Annotated in this window: 16 protein-coding genes; 9 read left to right on the top strand and 7 right to left on the bottom strand. The window is 75.5% G+C overall.

The window, feature by feature from the left end; all coding sequences use genetic code 11:
- Nucleotides 1-144 precede the first annotated feature (144 nt).
- Both Q3W71_RS03400 and Q3W71_RS03395 read left to right on the top strand, forming a co-directional pair.
- Entirely contained in the window at nucleotides 145-747 is a 603-nt protein-coding gene (locus Q3W71_RS03400; protein WP_368050159.1) for an HU family DNA-binding protein, read from the top strand.
- A 184-nt stretch (nucleotides 748-931) separates the two neighbouring features.
- The gene (locus Q3W71_RS03395; protein ID WP_302917792.1) at nucleotides 932-2995 is read left to right on the top strand and encodes an endonuclease/exonuclease/phosphatase family protein; all 2064 of its coding nucleotides are present in this window, start codon (nucleotides 932-934) and stop codon (nucleotides 2993-2995) included.
- Between the two features lie 179 nt (nucleotides 2996-3174).
- Here the strand turns inward: Q3W71_RS03395 and Q3W71_RS03390 are convergent, their stop codons facing one another.
- From Q3W71_RS03390 to cofC, 4 genes are read right to left on the bottom strand one after another with little or no spacing between them, the layout of a single operon-like run.
- Nucleotides 3175-4107 carry an NUDIX hydrolase gene (locus tag Q3W71_RS03390; RefSeq protein ID WP_302917791.1) on the bottom strand — a complete coding sequence of 311 codons (933 nt, stop codon included), beginning with the start codon at nucleotides 4105-4107 and terminating at the stop codon, nucleotides 3175-3177.
- Nucleotides 4108-4131: 24 nt separating this feature from the next.
- Entirely contained in the window at nucleotides 4132-6435 is a 2304-nt protein-coding gene (locus Q3W71_RS03385) for an RNA degradosome polyphosphate kinase (protein WP_302917790.1), read from the bottom strand.
- Between the two features lie 54 nt (nucleotides 6436-6489).
- A complete protein-coding gene (locus Q3W71_RS03380; protein WP_302917789.1) occupies nucleotides 6490-6687 on the bottom strand; it encodes a cold-shock protein in 198 nt (65 codons plus the stop codon).
- A 23-nt stretch (nucleotides 6688-6710) separates the two neighbouring features.
- A complete protein-coding gene (gene cofC, locus Q3W71_RS03375; protein ID WP_302917788.1) occupies nucleotides 6711-7346 on the bottom strand; it encodes a 2-phospho-L-lactate guanylyltransferase in 636 nt (211 codons plus the stop codon).
- A gap of 128 nt (nucleotides 7347-7474) precedes the next feature.
- Here cofC and Q3W71_RS03370 point away from each other — a divergent pair, with 128 nt between their 5' ends.
- The 6 genes from Q3W71_RS03370 (at nucleotide 7475) to Q3W71_RS03345 (ending at nucleotide 14094) form a co-directional block, all read left to right on the top strand.
- Entirely contained in the window at nucleotides 7475-8215 is a 741-nt protein-coding gene (locus Q3W71_RS03370; RefSeq protein WP_302917787.1) for a 1-acyl-sn-glycerol-3-phosphate acyltransferase, read from the top strand.
- Nucleotides 8216-8291: 76 nt separating this feature from the next.
- Nucleotides 8292-9290 (top strand): NAD(P)H-dependent glycerol-3-phosphate dehydrogenase, encoded by a 999-nt coding sequence (locus Q3W71_RS03365; protein ID WP_302917786.1) that lies wholly within the window; start codon nucleotides 8292-8294, stop codon nucleotides 9288-9290.
- A complete protein-coding gene (locus tag Q3W71_RS03360) occupies nucleotides 9287-10432 on the top strand; it encodes a cystathionine gamma-lyase (RefSeq protein ID WP_302917785.1) in 1146 nt (381 codons plus the stop codon). The genes Q3W71_RS03365 and Q3W71_RS03360 overlap by 4 nt, the downstream gene beginning before the upstream one ends.
- A gap of 165 nt (nucleotides 10433-10597) precedes the next feature.
- Entirely contained in the window at nucleotides 10598-11386 is a 789-nt protein-coding gene (locus tag Q3W71_RS03355) for a putative protein N(5)-glutamine methyltransferase (RefSeq protein WP_302917784.1), read from the top strand.
- Between the two features lie 154 nt (nucleotides 11387-11540).
- On the top strand, nucleotides 11541-12770 hold the full coding sequence (locus tag Q3W71_RS03350; protein WP_302917783.1) for a serine protease: 1230 nt from the start codon (nucleotides 11541-11543) through the stop codon (nucleotides 12768-12770).
- Nucleotides 12771-13041: 271 nt separating this feature from the next.
- Complete coding sequence (locus Q3W71_RS03345; protein ID WP_302917782.1) at nucleotides 13042-14094, top strand: ROK family protein; 1053 nt, start codon at nucleotides 13042-13044, stop codon at nucleotides 14092-14094.
- Nucleotides 14095-14182: 88 nt separating this feature from the next.
- Here Q3W71_RS03345 and Q3W71_RS03340 read toward each other — a convergent pair whose 3' ends face one another.
- Both Q3W71_RS03340 and Q3W71_RS03335 read right to left on the bottom strand, forming a co-directional pair.
- Nucleotides 14183-14383 carry a DUF397 domain-containing protein gene (locus tag Q3W71_RS03340; RefSeq protein WP_302917781.1) on the bottom strand — a complete coding sequence of 67 codons (201 nt, stop codon included), beginning with the start codon at nucleotides 14381-14383 and terminating at the stop codon, nucleotides 14183-14185.
- 4 nt (nucleotides 14384-14387) lie between these two features.
- Nucleotides 14388-15233 (bottom strand): helix-turn-helix transcriptional regulator, encoded by an 846-nt coding sequence (locus Q3W71_RS03335; RefSeq protein ID WP_302917780.1) that lies wholly within the window; start codon nucleotides 15231-15233, stop codon nucleotides 14388-14390.
- 281 nt (nucleotides 15234-15514) lie between these two features.
- On the opposite strand from Q3W71_RS03335, the gene Q3W71_RS03330 reads away from it, so the two are divergent.
- Complete coding sequence (locus Q3W71_RS03330; protein WP_088995555.1) at nucleotides 15515-15733, top strand: hypothetical protein; 219 nt, start codon at nucleotides 15515-15517, stop codon at nucleotides 15731-15733.
- Nucleotides 15734-15811: 78 nt separating this feature from the next.
- Here Q3W71_RS03330 and Q3W71_RS03325 read toward each other — a convergent pair whose 3' ends face one another.
- Entirely contained in the window at nucleotides 15812-17134 is a 1323-nt protein-coding gene (locus tag Q3W71_RS03325) for a 26S protease regulatory subunit (protein ID WP_302917779.1), read from the bottom strand.
- Between the last annotated feature and the right edge of the window lie 147 nt (nucleotides 17135-17281).

The raw sequence follows: 17281 nt of genomic DNA, 5'->3' as shown, positions 1-17281 counted from the left end.
GCCCCCACCGGTTCTGCCGGTGGGGGCGAATCCGTTGCGACACAAGGGCTTTTTTCCACCGAATGTTTGTGTCCCGGCAGCACAGGGCATACCGTGCGCGCAGAATGGCTCGCGTCGAGTCAGTTGCACAATCGGGAGGAAGTCGTGAACAAGGCCGAGCTCATCGAGGCGCTCGCCGTTCGCCTGGGGGACCGGAAGACGGCGACGGCCGCGCTCGACGCGGTCCTCGCTGAGGTCCAGGCGGCGGTAACCAAGGGCGAGAAGGTGGCCATCACCGGTTTCGGAGCGTTCGAAAAGCGCGTCCGGGGCGCGCGAACAGCGCGGAACCCCCGTACCGGCGAGGCGGTGAAGGTCAAGAAGACATCCGTGCCGACCTTCCGGCCGGGCGCCGGGTTCAAGGAGATGGTGGCCAGCGGCAAGGTGCCGAAGGCCACGGCGGCGGCGAAGAAGACCACCACGGCCGCCGCCAAGACCACCGGCGCCAAGGCCACCGGGGCCAAGGCGACCGGGGCCAAGGCGACCACCGCCGGCAAGAAGACCGCCCCGGCCAAGAAGAGCGCCGCGGCCACCAAGACCGCCGCGGCGAAGAAGACCACCACCAAGAAGACCGCCCCGGCGACGAAGAGCGCCGCGGCGACCAAGAAGGCCACCGCGGCGAAGAAGACCGCCACGGCCAGCAAGAGCGCGGCGGCCAAGAAGGCGCCGGCGAAGAAGTCCCCGGCCAAGAAGGCAGCGACCCGCCGCTGACCCGGCCCGTACCGCAGGGGCGTCCACCGTCTGGTGGACGCCCCTCGGCGTCTCGGCGGCTCGGTGTCCCAGCGGCGCGGGTACCTCGGCGGCCGACCGGGTCCGGAAGCGTTGACCGGAAAGCGACCCCGCGCGCAGAATCGCGGTGCCGACCCACCCCGCCGGTCACGAGAAGAGGGCGCCGGTGCGCTTCCGCCACCTCACCACCGCCGCGCTCGCCCTCGGCCTCGTCCTGCTCACCGACGTGCTGCGGGTCTGGCTCCCGTCGATCATCACCATCTTCGGGCAGGCGGCGTCCACTCCGGCGGAGCTGATGGGCGCGTTCGCGCTCGGCTGCTTCCTGCTCGCCCTGGTCGCGCCGCCGCTGGTGCGGCGGATCGGCGTCCGCCGGGTCACCCTCGCCGCCGCGGTGCTGCTGGCCGGGATCCGGCTCGCCCTCACCGCCGCCCCGGGCGGCCGGGCCCAACTGTGGCTGGCCACCGCCGGCCTGCTCGTCGGTCTGCTGTGGCTGGCCGGCGTCGCCGCCGGCACGCCCCGACCGGTGCCCGGCCTGGCGGTGGGGCTCGCCCTCGCCGCCGTCGGGCACGCGCTGCTCGACACGTACGACCTGGTCTGGCGGGGCGGTTGGCTGGCCTGGTCGGCCGGCGCCGTGCTGGTCGCGCTCTTCCTGGCCACGGCGTTCCAGGACCGGCCCACCGCGCCCGCGCCAGCCGGTGGCGGCCGTGCCTGGCTGCTGGCCGGTCCGGGACTGCTGCTGGCCGGGATGGTCGCACTCTCCCCGGCGCTGGCCGGGACGGCGATGTCCTACTGGTACGGCCCGGCGGCCGGCATCGCCGGGCCGCCGCCGCTGGGCCTGGCGCTCGCCGGCGGGGCGGTCGGGCTCTTCGTGCTCGCCGCGCTCGCTCCGGCGCGGCGCTGGTGGCCGGCCGCGCCGGTGGCCCTGCTGCTCGGCGCGCTGCTGTTCGCCCTCGACCGGCCGGCGCTGCTCGTCCCGGCGCTCCTGTTGACCGCCGTCGGCCTCGGCGGCTGCCTGGCCCGCACCGACGCGCCAACACCCGACACCGAGCCGGAACCCGGCGCCGAGCCAGGCCCGATCGCCGCGCCGGCACCCGGCGCGGAGCCGGCACCCCGCGCCGAGCCGGCACGGGCCGGCGCGGTCACGGTCGGCGCCGGCGTTCCGGCGAGCGGTGCCGCCGCCGGCCCGCCCGCGCCGCCGGCCACGGTCGGCGCCGGCGGGCCCGGGGACGGTGCCACCCCCCGGCCCGCCCGTGCCGACCTGCGGCGCGGCTACGCCGCCGTCGGCGGGATGCTGGTCTTCGCGGTCGCCGCCGTCGGCTACTACGCGGCCTACGACCTCGGCTACCCCAACGGCTGGGCGCCGGTCGCCGCGGCCGCGCTGGTCGCCGGGGTGGCCGTGACCGCCCCCGCGCCCCGCCCGCCGGCCACGTTGCCGCCGGTGCGGACGGCCGCCGTGCTGGCCGCGGTGACCCTGCTCGCCGCATGGGGGCACGGCCCGTGGCTGGTGTCGAGCAACCGGCCCGGCCCGCCGGAGACGGTCCGGCTGGTGGCCTACAACGTCCGGATGGGTTTCGGGCTGGACGGGCGGTTCGACCTGGCCGGCCTGGCCCGGGTCGTCCGCGCCGAACGGCCGGACGTGGTGGTGCTCAGCGAGGTGGACCGGGCCTGGCTGCTCAACGGTGGCCACGACACGCTCACCCTGCTGGCGAAGCGGCTCGACATGCCGTACGTCTTCGCGCCGGCCGCCGACCCGGTCTGGGGCGACGCCGTGCTCAGCCGCTGGCCGACCACCTCGCCGCGCACCCGGGCACTGCCGGCGGTCGGCGCGCCGACCGGGGCGCAGGCCCTCGCGGTCGACCTGGACCTCGGCGGCGGGGTCCGGCTCGCCGTGGTGAGCACCCACCTGCAACCCCCGCCCGATCAGGAGCCGGTGGTCCAGGCCCGCGCGGTCGCCGAGTTCGCCACCGGGTACGCCGCCGGCCGCCCGCTGGTGGTCGCCGGCGACCTGAACACCGAGCCGGGCGAGGCGGCCTTCGCCGAGTTCACCCGGGCCGGCCTGGTCGACGCGCTGGCGGCGGCCCGGCCGCTGCCCACCAGCCCGGCCGACGACCCGCGCCAGCAGATCGACCACGTCCTCGTCTCGGCGGGCCTCGCCGCCTCCGACCCGGTGGCGCCGCGCAGCGAGGCCAGCGACCACCTGCCGGTCGCGGTGACGCTCACCCTGCCCTGACCCGCGCCGCCGGCGCCCCGGGCCGCAGCGGCGCGACGGGCCCGGGCGGCGCGACGGGCCCGGGCCGGCGCGCGGGGCCGCGGGGCGTCCCTGCGGCGGCCCGGGTCGCCGGCGGCTCGGGTGCCGGCTCAGAGACGGTCGGCGGCGAGCAGCCGGTCGCCGGCGGTCCGGGCGCCGGCTCAGAGGCGGTCGGCGGAGAGCAGGCGGTCGCCGGCGAACGCCAGCAGCCAGCCGCCGCCCTTCGGGGTGGTGAAGTCGTCCGTCCGCCCGGTGAGCCGGGCCAGCGCTCCCGGGATCACCCTGCCCTGGCTGCACACCGCCACCGGCTCGCCGGCGGCGGCCAGCTCGACCAGCCGGGCGGCGGCGGCCAGGGCGCACTCGTCGGGCTGCTGGCCCGGCCGCGGCTCGTCCAGGTCGCCGACCACCTCGATGGGCAGGTCGAGTTCGGCGGCGGCCGGGTCCAGGGTCTGCACGCACCGGCGGGCCGAGGCCGACACCAGCCGCGCCGGGCGTACCAGCGCCACCAGCGGGACCAGCGCGTGTGCCTGCGACCAGCCGCGGGCGTCCAGCGGCCGGCCGGTGTCCGGGCCGGTCCAGGTGCCGCGCTGGCCGGCGTGCGCGTGCCGGACCAGCGCCACCGTCGCGGTGACCGCCGGCAGCGCGGCGAACGCGGCCAGCACCTCCGCGTCGTGCGGGTAGCTGACCAGCCGGATCGCCTCGTCGACGCCGAGCCAGCGCACCTCGTCCACCTCGGTGCCGGGCTCGAAGCCGCCGTTCGCCGCCGCCCGCATCGACCAGTAGTCGACCGCCTTGGGCCGGCCCTCGCTGCGGTAGCTCACGGTGGGCAGCCGCACCTGCGGCACGGCCCGTACGTCGGTCTCCTCGGCCACCTCGCGGACGGCGGCCACCAGCGGGCGCTCGCCCGGCTCCAGCTTGCCCTTCGGCAGCGACCAGTCGCCGTAGCGGGGGCGGTGCACCAGGCAGACCTCCGCGCCGCCCGGCCCGCCCGGGCGCCACACCACCCCGCCGGCGGCCCGGATCCGCGTCCCGTCGTCGGGCTCCCCGGCCGGTCCGGTCCGGCCCGCGCCGGCCGAATCCCGCTCATCCAGCATCTGGTCAGCCTATGCGCGCCGGGGTCAGCTCGCGGTGCCAGCGACCCGATGCAGCAGGAGTTCCTGCAACTGGGTCAGCGGCGCCTCCGCGGTGCCGATCCGCCGGGTCCAGGTGCCGTCCGCGGCCAGCTCGAAGGCGTCCACCTCCGGGCTCATCGCGGCGGTCAGCACCTGGTCCAGCTCGGCCCGGGCGACCGGGTCGCTGACCCGGACCAGCGCCTCGACCCGGCGGTCCAGGTTGCGGTGCATCAGGTCGGCCGAGCCCATCCAGAACTCGGCGTCGCCGTTGTTGCCGAACCGGAAGATCCGGGAGTGCTCCAGGAACCGGCCGAGGATCGACCGCACCCGGATGTTCTCCGACAGGCCCGGCACCCCGGGGCGCAGCGTGCACATGCCGCGGATCAGCAGGTCGACGTGCACGCCGGCCCGGGAGGCCCGGTAGAGGGCGTCGGTGATCTCCTCGTCGACCAGCGCGTTCACCTTGAACTGCACCAGGCCCGGCACGCCCAGCCGGACGTGCGCGATCTCCCGCTCGATCCGCTCGATCAGGCCGCTGCGGATGCCCTGCGGGGCCACCAGCAGCCGCCGGTACCCGGTCTGCCGGCTGTAGCCGGTGAGCACGTTGAACAGGTCGGTCAGGTCGGCGCCGATCTCCGGGTCGGCGGTGAGCATGCCGAAGTCCTCGTAGAGCCGGGCCGTCTTCGGGTGGTAGTTGCCGGTGCCGATGTGGCAGTAGCGGCGGATCTGGTTGCCCTCCTGGCGTACCACCAGGGCGGTCTTGCAGTGCGTCTTCAACCCCACCAGGCCGTAGACCACGTGGCAGCCGGCGCGCTCCAGGGTGCGGGCCCAGCCGATGTTGGCCACCTCGTCGAAGCGCGCCTTCAGCTCGACCAGCACCACCACCTGCTTGCCCGCGGCGGCCGCGTCGACCAGCGCGTCCACGATCGGCGAGTCGCCGCTGGTGCGGTAGAGCGTCTGCTTGATGGCCAGCACGTCCGGGTCGGCCGCGGCCTGCTCGATGAAGCGCTGCACGCTGGTGGCGAACGAGTGGTACGGGTGGTGCACCAGGATGTCGCCGTCGCGCAGGGTGGCGAAGACGCTGCGCGGCACCTCGCCCTCGGTGAGCCGGGGGTGGGTGGCCGGCACGAACGGCGGGTCCTTGAGGTCCGGCCGGTCGGCCTCGTTGTAGACCTGCCAGAGCGCGGAGAGGTCGAGCAGGCCGGGCACCCGCAGCACGTCCTGGTCGGCCATGTCCAGCTCGCGGACGAGCAGGTCCAGCATGTGGTCGGAGATCGAGGCGGCCACCTCCAGCCGGACCGGTGGCCCGAACCGGCGCCGGGCCAGTTCCCGTTCCAGCGCCTGGAGCAGGTCCTCGTCGCGGTCCTCGTCGACCTCCACCTCGGCGTTGCGGGTGACCCGGAACAGGTGGCACTCCACCACCTGCATGCCGGAGAAGAGCTGCCCCAGGTGCACCGAGATGAGGTCCTCCACCGGCAGCATCCGCACACCCGGCCGGTCGCGGTGCACCCGGACGAACCGGGGGACGTTGTTCGGCACCTTCACCCGGGCGAAGAGCTCCGAGCCGCCGTCCGGGTCGCGGACCGCCACGGCCAGGTTCAGCGACCGCCCGGAGATGTACGGGAACGGGTGCGCCGGGTCGACCGCGAGCGGGGTCAGCACCGGGAAGATCTGTTCCCGGAAGTACGCCCGCAACCGCTCCCGCTCGGCGTCGTCCAGCTCCGCCCAGCGCAGGATCCGGATGTCCTCGGCGGCCAGCTTGGGCAGCACGTCGTCGACGAAGCAGGCGGCGTGCCGGGCGACCAGCGTCGCGGTCTTCCCGGCGATCAGCTCCAGCTGGGTCCGCAGCGGCATCCGGTCGCCGCCGCGGACCGGCAGGCCGGCCTGGAGCCGCCGCTTCAGCCCGGCGACCCGGACCATGAAGAACTCGTCCAGGTTGCTGGCGAAGATGGCCAGGAACTTGGCCCGCTCCAGCAGCGGCGTGCGGGCGTCCTCGGCGAGCGCCAGCACCCGCGCGTTGAAGTCGAGCCAGGACAGCTCCCGGTTGAAGAAGCGGTCCTCCGGCAGCGGCTGGGGAGCGGGCGCCTCGTCCGCCGGTGCTGGCGGGGCCACCTCCGGGTCCAGCACCTCCTCCAGCCCGGCCGAGGCGGCACCGGCGTCGGTGCCCGGCCCGAGCGGGTCGACCCCGGCGTGCGGGGTCTCGGCGGGGCGGAAGCGGCCGTCGGCGCCGCGGGCGCGGGTGCCGTTGCGGGGGGCGGCCGGTTCGGGGGCGCGCGGTGGGCGGGCGGGGTGCTCGCGAGGGGTGCTCACCCGCTCATAATCACCCGACCCGGGTTAACGCAAAATGAACTTCGGCCGGTCGGGTCAGGCCATCGTCGGCAACGTCACCCGGACGACCTCACCGGCGCCGTCCCGGTCGATCCGTACCCGCTGGCCGAGGCGGAGCAGCCGCAGCCCGGAGGCGTCGAACGCCCGGGCCGGGAAGGCCAGCTCGGTGCCGTCGTCGAGGAGCAGCACGCCGCTGCGGGTCGCCGCGTCGAAGGTGGCCACCGTGCCCTGCATGCCAGCACCGTACACCGGGCGGGTCAGGCCGGGCAGCGCGCCGCGGCCAGCGCCGCCGTGCGCGGCCCCAGCCCGAGCCGGGCCGCCGCCGCCAGGTCGTCGGCGGTGTCCACGTCCCGGCGCAGGCTCGGCCAGTCCCCGACCAGCGGCAGCGCCCCGCTCGCCGCGTGTGCGGCGGCCGAGCCGGCCCCGAAGCGGGGGTCCAGCGGCACTCCGGGCGGCGCGGCGAGCAGCACGGTGCCGTCGCCCGGGGCGTCGGCCACGAACCGGCGTACCCCCGGCGGGCCGGCGGGCACCGCCCGCAGCGCCGCCACCAGCTCGGCCGGGCGCAGCGCGGGCAGGTCGGCGGTGAGCCCGGCCACCCACCCGCCGCCGGCCGCGGCCGCGCCGTGCCGGAACGCGGCGTTCAGGCCGGCGCCCGGCCGGTCGGGCAGCACCCGGGCGCCGGCGTCGCGGGCCGCCGCGGCCACCCGCGCGTCGTCGGTGACCACCAGGATCTCGGCCACCGCCGGGCAGGCCCGCACCGCGGCGACCGTGTCGGCCGCCAGGGCCAGCGCCAGTTCCTCGTGCGGTACGCCCGCCAGCGCCCCCCGCAGCCGGCTCTTGGCGACGGCCAGGCGCTTGACCGGCACCACCACGGTCCACGTCGGCTGACTCACACCCGCAATCCTGCCAGCCGGCCGGCGGTACCCTCACTGGCCGTACCGAGGGCGAGCAGGCATGATTTCCGCGGCGGGTGTCACCGGCGGGGTCCGGTGCGCGGGTCGGGGCGGCACGAGGAGGCGCAGTGACACGGCGGAGGCTGGGGTTCTGGCAACGGTTCGCCGTGGTGGTGGTCAAGCCGGTGATGACCGTCTGGACCCGGCGCACCTGGCGCGGCATGGAGCACCTGCGCCACCCCGGCGGCGTGATCGTGGTGCCCAACCACCTCTCGCACGCCGATCCGCTGGTCTCCGCGCACTTCATCTACGACGCCGGCCGCTGGCCGCAGTTCCTCGGCAAGGCCAGCGTGTTCAAGGTCCCGGTGATCGGCTGGATCCTGCACCGGTGCAAGCAGATCCCGGTCGAGCGGGGCACGGTGGACGCGGTCCGGTCGCTCGACGCCCTGGTCGCCGCGCTGAACGAGGGCGGCGCGGTGGTGATCTACCCGGAGGGCACCATCACCCGGGAGCCCGACCTGTGGCCGATGAAGGGCAAGACCGGCGCCGCCCGGCTGGCACTGGCCACCGGCGCCCCGGTCATCCCGGTCGCCATGTGGGGTCCGGAGCGGATCTTCGACCCGCGCACCACGCGGCTGAGCCTGCGGCCCCGGATCCCGGTCTCGGTGGCCGCCGGGCCGCCGGTCGACCTGAGCGCGTGGGCCGGCGCCACCCCGACCCGGGCCACCCTGGAGGAGATGACCGACGCGATCATGCTGAGCATCCGCGACCTGCTCGCCGAGATCCGCGGCGGCACCCCGCCACCGCTGTGGGAACGACCGCCCCGTCCCGCGCCGAGCCAGGGGCAGCAGCCGGAGGCGGCGGCGTGAGCCAGCGGAGCGAGCGAATCAGCAGGCTCGGCGCGACGGTGCCGCAGGGCGGCCCGCGGCGCGGCGGAGTGCCGGCATGAGCGGGCACGTCGCGGTGCTCGGGGCCGGTTCGTGGGGGACGGCGTTCGCCAAGATCCTCGCCGACGCCGGGCGGGACGTCACCATCTGGGCCCGCCGACAGCCGGTGGCCGACACCATCCGCGCCGAGCGGCGTAACCCGGAGTACCTGCCGGACCTGGTGCTGCCGGCGCGGGTGACCGCCACCGGGGACGCCGCCGAGGCGATCACCGGCGCGGAAGTCGTGGTGCTGGCCGTGCCGTCGCAGACGCTGCGGGGCAACCTCGCCGGCTGGGCCGGGCACCTGCACCCGGACGCGACTCTGGTCTCCCTGATGAAGGGCATCGAGCTGGGCACCACGAAGCGGATGAGCGAGGTGATCGTGGAGACCGCCGGGGTGGCGGCGGACCGGGTGGTGGTGGTCTCCGGTCCCAACCTGGCCCCGGAGATCGCCGCCGAGCAGCCGGCCGCCACCGTGGTGGCCTGCACCGACTCCGACCGGGCCACGCTCGTGCAGCGCTCCATCACCACGCCGTACTTCCGCCCGTACACCAACGACGACGTGATCGGCTGCGAACTGGGTGGCGCGGTCAAGAACGTGATCGCCCTGGCGTACGGCATCGCCACCGCGATGGGCTTCGGCGACAACACCCGGGCGATGCTGGTCACCCGAGGGCTGGCCGAGACGGCCCGGCTCGGGGTGGCCCTCGGCGCCGACCCGCTGACCTTCGCCGGCCTGGCCGGGATGGGTGACCTGGTCGCCTCCTGCTCGTCGCCGATGGCCCGCAACCGCACCTTCGGCGAGCACCTCGGCCGGGGCGCCACGCTGGAGGAGGCCCGGGTGGCCACCCGGCAGACCGCCGAGGGGGTCAAGAGCGCGCTGGCCATCCGCGACCTGGCGCGGGCGCACGCGGTGGAGATGCCGATCACCGAGCAGGTGGAACTGGTGTGCCACGAGGGGGTCGACCCCCGGCTGGCCGTGGCCGCCCTGATGAGCCGTACGACCAAACCGGAGTGAGTGAGATGGCCGATCAGCACGACGGCACCCGATGCGTGCACGCCGGGTTGCCCGAGCCGGTGCCGGGGGAGCCGTTCCTGCCCGGACCGGTCTTCGCGGCGCCGTACCACCTCGACCCGTGGCAGGGCCCGGCGGCGGCGCCGAACGGGTACGGCCGGCCGGACAACCCGACCCGGCGGCTGCTGGAGGCGGCGATCGGCGACCTCGAGGGCGGCGACTGCCGGGTCTTCGCCAGCGGACAGGCGGCGATCACCGGGCTGTTGCTGACGGTGCTGCGGCCGGGGGACACCGTGCTGCTCCCCGCCGACGGCTACTACTCGGTGCGGTCGTTCGCCACCGGGACCCTGGAGGAGCTGGGGGTGCGGGTGCGCTTCGTGCCGACCGCCGGCCCCTACCCGTCGCTCGACGGGGTCCGCCTGGTGCTGGTCGAGACGCCCGCCAATCCCGGCCTGGACGTGGCCGACGTGTCCGCGCTGGCCGCCGAGGCGCGCGCCGCCGGCGCCCTGCTGGCGGTGGACAACACCACCGCCACCCCGCTCGGGCAGCGCCCGCTCGACCTCGGCGCCGACCTGGTGGTCGCCTCCGGCACCAAGGCGCTGACCGGCCACTCCGACCTGCTGCTCGGCTACCTGGCCGGCCGGTCGGCCGAACTGCTCGACAAGGTCACCGGCTGGCGGTCCGCGACCGGGGCGGTCCCCGGCGCGTTCGACGCCTGGCTGGCGCACCGGTCGCTGGCCACCCTGGACCTGCGGCTGGCCCGGCAGACCGCGAACGCCGAGGCGCTCGCCCGGCTGCTCGCCGACCGCCCGGACGTGACCGGGCTGCGCTGGCCCGGGCTGCCCGGCGACCCGGCGTACCGGGTGGCGTCGGCGCAGATGCGCCGGATACCCGGCGTGCTCTCCTTCGACCTCGGCGACGCCGAGCGGGTGGCCCGGTTCCTGGACGCCGCGAAGCTGGTGTTCGCGGCCACCTCCTTCGGCGGGCTGCACACCACCGCCGACCGGCGGGCCCAGTGGGGCGACGCCACCGGCCCCGGCTTCGTCCGGTTCTCCTGCGGCGTGGAGGACACCGTCGACCTGGTCGCCGACGTCACCGCCGCGCTGGACGCCGCCGGACCGGGCGGTACGGCGACCGCCGGCTGAGCTATCGTCTCGGTGGCCCGTACCGGGCCCGTCCGTGGCCCGGGTGGGGCCCCGACCCGAGGAGGTGAGTCCGATCCACCAGACGAGCCGGACCGGCGCTCCCTCCCACGTCGCCGCCGAGTAGGCGGGCCGGGAGCGCCGACGAGCGTTTCCCGGAGGTAACCCATGACATCGCGCCACCGTTTCGACCACTCCGACCTGGTGCGCCGGCTGCGCGCCGCCGGCTGCGTCTACGCCGAGGACGAGGCGGACCTGCTCATCGCCGCCGCCGACTCGCCGCGGGCGCTGGCCGACCTGGTCGACCGCCGGGTGGCCGGCCTGCCGCTGGAGCACCTGCTCGGCTGGGCCGAGTTCTGCGGCATGCGGGTCGCCGTCGACCCCGGCGTGTTCGTGCCGCGCGGTCGTACCGCGCTGCTGGTGGACGCCGCGGTCGCGGTGACCGGCCCGGCGGCGGCCGTGCTCGACCTCTGCTGCGGCTCCGGGGCCACCACCCTGGCGTTGGCCCGGCGGCTCGCGCCGCGCTGGCTGGCCGGCGCCGACATCGATCCGGCGGCGGTGGCCTGCGCCCGGCGCAACCTGGCCGGCTCCGGCGTCGAGGTGTACCAGGGCGACCTGTTCGACCCGGTCCCGTCGGCCTGGCGGGGACGGCTGGACCTGGTGGTGGCCAACGCCCCGTACGTGCCGACGGCGGCGGTGGCGCTGATGCCGCCGGAGGCGCGGCTGCACGAGGCGCCGGTGGCGCTCGACGGCGGGCCGGACGGCCTGGCCGTGCTGCGCCGGGTGGCCGCGGGCGCCGCCGAGTGGCTGGCTCCGGGCGGGCACCTGGCGGTGGAGACCAGCGCCGGGCAGGTGGACGGGCTGTGCGCGATGCTCTCCGCCGCCGGCCTGGTGCCGACCGTGCTGCGCGACGACGACCTGGAGGCGACAGCGGTCACCGCCCGCCGTCCCGCCTGATCCGGCCGCCAGCCCGCCCGGACAGCTCCGGACAGCTCCGGGCGGGCCGGCACGCCGGCCATACCGCGGTATAGATAATCTTGTATGTATCGATCGGCTCCGGTATGAAGGCGGCAAGGGCGGCGACCGGCCGCCTCCTTGGGGAGGAGCGACGATGAAGCAATCTCGACTCCGCATGCGCACGGCGGCGGTCGCGCTCGCCGCCGGCGCGCTCGGGCTGAGCCTGGTGTCGGCACCCGCCGTCGCAGCGGATCCGGACCAGCCCCTCGCGCCACAGTCGCAGCGGGCTCCCGAGTCGGAGCAGTTCTCCGCCGAGGGGGTCACCACGGTCGGTGAACTGCGCACGGTCGACAGTTCGCTGTCCTACGCCCGCGACGGCCGCACGCAGGTCATCCGGCACCCCGGCGCGGCGTACGTGAAGGTGCACTTCAGCTCGCTGCGGCTTGCCCCGGGCGACTACGTCACGGTGTCCAGCCCGGACGGCCGGGAGAGCTACCGGTACGACCGCTCCCTGAACCGGGCCACCGGCTCGGACTACACCACCGACGGCCGGCCGGGCTTCTGGGCCATGTCGGTGGACGGCGACACCGCGGTGGTGAAACTGCACAGCAGCCGCCGCTCGGGCGGCGAGGCCGCGACCATCGACCGGCTCTGGCGCGGGTACGACGCCGCGGAGATCGGCCAGTACAACTTCTCCACGCAGTCGGTGTGCAGCACGGACGCCCGCCGCGACGTGGTCTGCTACCAGAGCAGCCACCCCACCGAGTACGCCCGGGGCAACGCGGTGGCCCGGCTGTTGATCAGCGGCGGCGGGATGTGCACCACCTGGCGGGTCGGCAACACCAACCGGATGCTGACCAACAAGCACTGCATGTCGACGCAGGCCACGGTCAGCGGCAGCGAGATGCAGTTCAACTACCAGTGCGCCACCTGCGGCGGCAACAACCCGGGCGCCGGCACGAAGGTCAGCGGCGCCACCCTGTACAAGGTGAGCGCCGGCGGCTCCAGCCAACTGGACTACACCCTGTACTCGGTCAACAACTTCGCCAGCATCCAGGGCTTCGGCACGCTCTACCTGGCGACGAGCGCCACCACCACCGGCACCCGGATGTACATCCCGGGGCACGGCGACGGCCGGCCGAAGCGGCTGTCGATCTACGAGGACACCCAGGGCGGCGCGCTCTGCACGGTGAAGAACGCGAACTACAACACCTGGAACATCAGCTACAGCTGTGACACCTCGGGCGGCAACTCGGGTTCTCCGGTGCTGAACGGCAGCCACCGGGTGATCGCCCTGCACCACCTCGGCGGCTGCCCGTCCAACCAGGGCGCCAAGGCCCACCTGATCTACAACGAGATCGCCAGCCTGATCGACAACGGCTGACCGACCACCCAGGCCGCCGGAGCGCGACGCGTTCCGGCGGCCGCCGGTGTGCCGGGGCGACCTCCCGGATGGCGCGCAGCCGCGTCCGGCCCGGACCCGTGCCGGTGTCCGCCGTCGGCCGGCGCGTCGCCGCGGCGGGCCTGACCGGCGACGCCGGTGTCGTGGGTCTGACCGGCGCGGCCGGCGGGCGGGGCGTGGCCGGCGCGGGCATGGCGGAGCCGGGCCTCGGGAACTAGCCTTCCGGCAGGTCACTACGACGGGAGGCGGCGCGGTGGGCGGCGTGGACGGTCCGGTGGTCGTCGGCCTGGACAACGGCGGCACCAGCAACAACGCCACGGTGCTCACCGTGGACGGTCGGTTCCTGGTGGACGGGCTGGTGGAGATCCCGAGCGAGGTGCTGGCCGGCCCGGAGGCGGCGATCGAGGCGCTGGCCCGCGCGTTCGACGGGGTGCTGGCGTTGACCGGGGTCCCGCGCGGGCAGGTGCGCGCGGTCGGCCTGGACACCCCCGGCCCGGCCAGCGCGACCGGGGTGATCTCGTCACGTGGGTCGACCAACTTCTCCCAGCCGGCCTGGCGCGGGTTCGACGTCCGCGGCGCGCTGGAGCGGCGGCTCGGGCTGCCGGTGGTCTACCACAACGACGGGAACGCGGCCGCGCTCTACGCCCACCACGCGTACTTCGGCGGCGAGGCGATGCGGCGCTCGTCGGTGTCGGCCATCGTCGGCACCGGGCTGGGCGGCGGCGTGGTGGAGAGCGGCCGGGTGGTGGCCGGCGCCGCCGGGATGGCGGGGGAACTGGGCCACGTGCACATCCCGCTCACCGGCCTGCTCGCCCCCGACCAACCCGTGCCGACCTGCGCCTGCGGCTTCGCCGGGGACGCGGAGAGCGTCGCCTCGCTGACCGGGATCGCCCGCAACCTGCTGCCGTACTGGCTGACCCGCTATCCCGGGCACCCGCTCGCGGCCGAACCACCGGCCCGCGCGGCGAAGCTGGTCCGCGGCTACGGGGAGCGGGGCGACGCGCTGGCCCGGGAGGTCTTCACGCAGCAGGCGATGGCGCTCGGCCGGCTCTTCACCGTCGCGGCGAACTTCACCGACCCGCACGCGTACTTCGTCGGCGGCGGGGTGGTGGAGGCGGAGCCAGAGTTCCGGGACTGGTTCCTGGCGACCGTACGCGAGCACACGGTGCTGCGCGCGGAGCAGGCCGCGGTGGCCACTTTCGCCCTGGTGCCGGAGCGGGACACGGCCGGCGCCCGGGGCGCGGCGATCGCGGCGCTGGAGGCGCTGCGCGCCGAGCCGGCCCCGCGACCGCTGGTCGGCGGCTGAGCGCCGACCCGCCGCGCGGCGGCGGCGCGAGGGTCAGCGGCGCGGCGGCCGCCGGACGGTCAGCGGCGCGTCGTCGGCGCCTGGACGGTCAGCGGCGCGGCGGCGCCGCGGCGAAGGCCGCCCAGGCGGCGGGCGGGAAGAGCAGGGCCGGCCCGGCCGGGTCCTTGGAGTCGCGGACGGCCACCGTGCCGGGGATCGCCGCCACCTCCACGCACGCTCCCTCGTCGCCGCTGTGGCTGCTCTTGCGCCACCCGGCCGAGGCCAGCGCCGCGCTGATCGTCGGGGTCATGGTCCTACCGTCCCTTCAGGAGTTGGAGGAGCTGGTCGCGGCTGTCCGCCGGGCTGAGCGCGACGGTCCGCAGGTGTTCCATGATCTTGGTGCAGGTACGCAGGTCGCCCGGCCGGTCCAGGACCATCTGCCCGGCCACCGTCTCCACCGAGGCGATGATCGGGTCCTCCGGGTCGGCGAACTCCAGGATGTGCAGCGAGCCCCGGGTGCCCCGGTGGTAGCCGGCGGCCAGCGGGATCACCTGCACGGTGATGTTGGGCAGCTCGGCCATCTTCAGCAGATGGCGTAGCTGGCCCTCCATCACGCCGCGGTCGCCCACCGGCCGCAGCAGCGCGCCCTCGTCGATGATCGCGTCGAGGATCGGCGGCTCGTCGGCGGTGAGTCGCTGCTGGCGGTCCAGCCGCAGCTGGACCCGCTGCTCCACCTGGTCGTCGCCGAGCGTGTGCGGGCCGCCCCGCATCACGCCGCGGATGTAGTCGGCGGTCTGCAGCAGCCCGGGCACCACCGACGGCTCGAAGTTGGCGATCCCGGTCGCCTCGGCCTCCAGCGCGATGAAGTCGATGGTGCGCCGGTCCAGCAGGTACGAGTAGGACACCCACCAGCCCGGCTTGCGGGCGTCCTTGGCCAGTTGCACGGCCGCCGCCACGTCGTCGGGGGCGACCCCGTAGAGGGTGAGCAGGGCGCGCACCGTGGCCGGGCTGACCAGCGTCTGGGCGTTCTCGTAGCGGGAGAGGGTGCTCCGGGTGCTGTTGATCTCGTCGGCCGCCGCCTCGAGGGTGAGCCCGGCGGCCTCCCGGTGGGTGCGCAGCGCGATGCCGAGCCGGCGGGCACGCGCGGTCTTGGGGGCCATGCATCGATGGTCGCACACGTATCGGGAATTAGTACATGAGAGAACGCCGATGAGAGTTGCATTCATGGCTGTGAAGGTGTCAATCTGTCATCGCGTCCTCACCGCCGGTTGTCGTGGCGACGGCGGCGGTGAGCGACCGGAGGGGATGGGGCGCGCGGCGGTCGGGTTTCTCCCCCGTACCCGACCGCCGCGTGCCACGCCACCTGGCGGCCGCACACAGGAAAGGGACTCGACGTGCGTACTGGTCAGCAGGATCCCGCCGAGCGCGCCGGCGGCCGGCGATGACCCGGTTCCTGGTGGTGCTCACGGACGTCCGCCCGATCGACGGCAGTTGGCGCAACGAGCGGACCTGTCCCGAGCGGCGCCGCCAGGTGGTCGGCGCGAGCAGCCGGGAGGCGGCCGAGCGGATCGCCGGCGCGTTCATGGCGCTGGGCATGGTGCGGGCCGGCCGGCAGCGGGTCAAGGTGATCGCCATCGGCCGGCGGCACGCCCGCGGTTGAGGGACGGCCCGCGCGCACGCGCGGTGGTAGCCCGGCCCGGCGGGCGGCGGCCCGGCGCCCCGCCGGGCCGCCCCGCGCTCAGAGCAGCTTGCGCCGCTTCAGATACGCCACCAGGTCGTCGTAGACGCCGCCCTCGTTGGCGAACATGGCCACGTTCCGCGCGGTGGCCATCCACGGGCGGGTCGACGGGCGCACCTCCTTCAGCGCCCGCTCCAGGTCCCGCTGCTCGATCATCCGCACCTCGCCGGTGCGGACCGAGTCCGCCATCGCGAACTCGGCCGCCGTCTCGCAGAGGTGGGCCAGGTCGGCGCCGGAGAAGTCCTCCGTCCCGGCGACCACCTTGCGCAGGTCGATCCCGGCGATCGGCCGGTCCCGCAGGTGGTACTCGAGGATCGCCCGGCGGGCCTCGGCGTCCGGCGGGAGCACCAGCACCACCCGGTCGAGCCGGCCCGGACGGCGCAGGGCCGGGTCCACGTCCCACGGGGTGTTGGTGGCGGCCAGCACGAAGACGCCCTCGTTGTTGCCCTCCATGCCGTCCAGTTCGGCGAGCAGCTGGTTGCCCAACGTCCGCATCGAACTGGAGCTGACCTGGGAGCGCTTGTGGCCGAGCGCGTCGATCTCGTCGAGGAAGAGCACGCAGGGCGCGTTGCGCCGGGCCGCCTCGAACAGCTCGTGCAGGTTGCGCTCCGAGTTGCCCATCCACATGTCGAGTACGTCCACGATGGACAGCGAGATGAACTTGGCGCCCATCTCGCCCGCCACCGCCCGGGCCAGGAAGGTCTTGCCGCAGCCGGGCGGGCCGTAGAGCATCAGCCCGCCGCGCAGGCTCTTGCCGTACATCTTGCGCAGTTGCGGGTTGCGCAGCGGGCCGAGGAAGGCCAGCTCCAACCGCTCCTTCACGGCCGTCATGCCGCCCACGTCGGCCAGCCGGATCCCGGAGACCTCCACGTCGTACACCCGGTCGGCGTCGCCGGTCACCGGCTCGGGCTCGTCGCCGGCCCGGGCGAAGCGCGGCGGCACGATATCGGCCAGTTCCTGCTCGTACGCGGCCAGCGGGTCGGATCCGTCGGCCGCCGGCGGCACGTCCGGCCCGGCCGGCGCGGGCCGCTGCGCCGGCGCGGGCGGGGCCGGCGGCGACTGCGGGGCGGTCGGAGGCTGCGGGGCTGCCGGCGCCGGCGGGGTCGCCGGGGGCGGGGGTACGGGGGCCAGCGCCCGCTGCATCAGCGCCTGGGCCTCGCCGTTGCCCGGATCCCGGGCCAGCGCCTGCCCGATCTGCGCGATCGCCTCGCCGGACCGGCCGGCGTCGAGCAGCAGCGCGGCGAGGTGCAGTCGGAGCGGCAGGTCGTCCGGGCGGGCGTCGAGGGCCGCCGAGAGCGAGGCGATGAGGGGATCAGGGCTCATAGGACGAGCAGCGTAGTGGGCGCCCGCCGATGCCGGCGTACCCTCGCCCCCGCCGCCGTCCAGCGCGCCCAGCAGGGCCCCGGGCGTCCAGCGCCCGATTACGTACCGTAAAGCACGCGGTGACCGGTTGTCCTGGCCCCTCGCGTC

Origin of the sequence: Micromonospora sp. C28SCA-DRY-2 (assembly GCF_030519475.1) — a bacterium.
GTDB lineage: Bacteria > Actinomycetota > Actinomycetes > Mycobacteriales > Micromonosporaceae > Micromonospora.
The sequence above is the reverse complement of the archived record's forward strand: the minus strand, read 5'-3'. Positions and strand labels throughout refer to the sequence as shown.

Coding starts and splice junctions, on each gene's coding strand:
- Q3W71_RS03390 (WP_302917791.1), bottom strand. CDS start 4,107: ATGCTGGATGAGCGGGATTCGGCCGGCGCGGGCCGGACCGGACCGGCC.
- Q3W71_RS03380 (WP_302917789.1), bottom strand. CDS start 6,687: ATGCAGGGCACGGTGGCCACCTTCGACGCGGCGACCCGCAGCGGCGTG.
- Q3W71_RS03365 (WP_302917786.1), top strand. CDS start 8,292: ATGAGCGGGCACGTCGCGGTGCTCGGGGCCGGTTCGTGGGGGACGGCG.
- Q3W71_RS03355 (WP_302917784.1), top strand. CDS start 10,598: ATGACATCGCGCCACCGTTTCGACCACTCCGACCTGGTGCGCCGGCTG.
- Q3W71_RS03350 (WP_302917783.1), top strand. CDS start 11,541: ATGAAGCAATCTCGACTCCGCATGCGCACGGCGGCGGTCGCGCTCGCC.
- Q3W71_RS03340 (WP_302917781.1), bottom strand. CDS start 14,383: ATGACCCCGACGATCAGCGCGGCGCTGGCCTCGGCCGGGTGGCGCAAG.
- Q3W71_RS03335 (WP_302917780.1), bottom strand. CDS start 15,233: ATGGCCCCCAAGACCGCGCGTGCCCGCCGGCTCGGCATCGCGCTGCGC.
- Q3W71_RS03330 (WP_088995555.1), top strand. CDS start 15,515: ATGACCCGGTTCCTGGTGGTGCTCACGGACGTCCGCCCGATCGACGGC.
- Q3W71_RS03325 (WP_302917779.1), bottom strand. CDS start 17,134: ATGAGCCCTGATCCCCTCATCGCCTCGCTCTCGGCGGCCCTCGACGCC.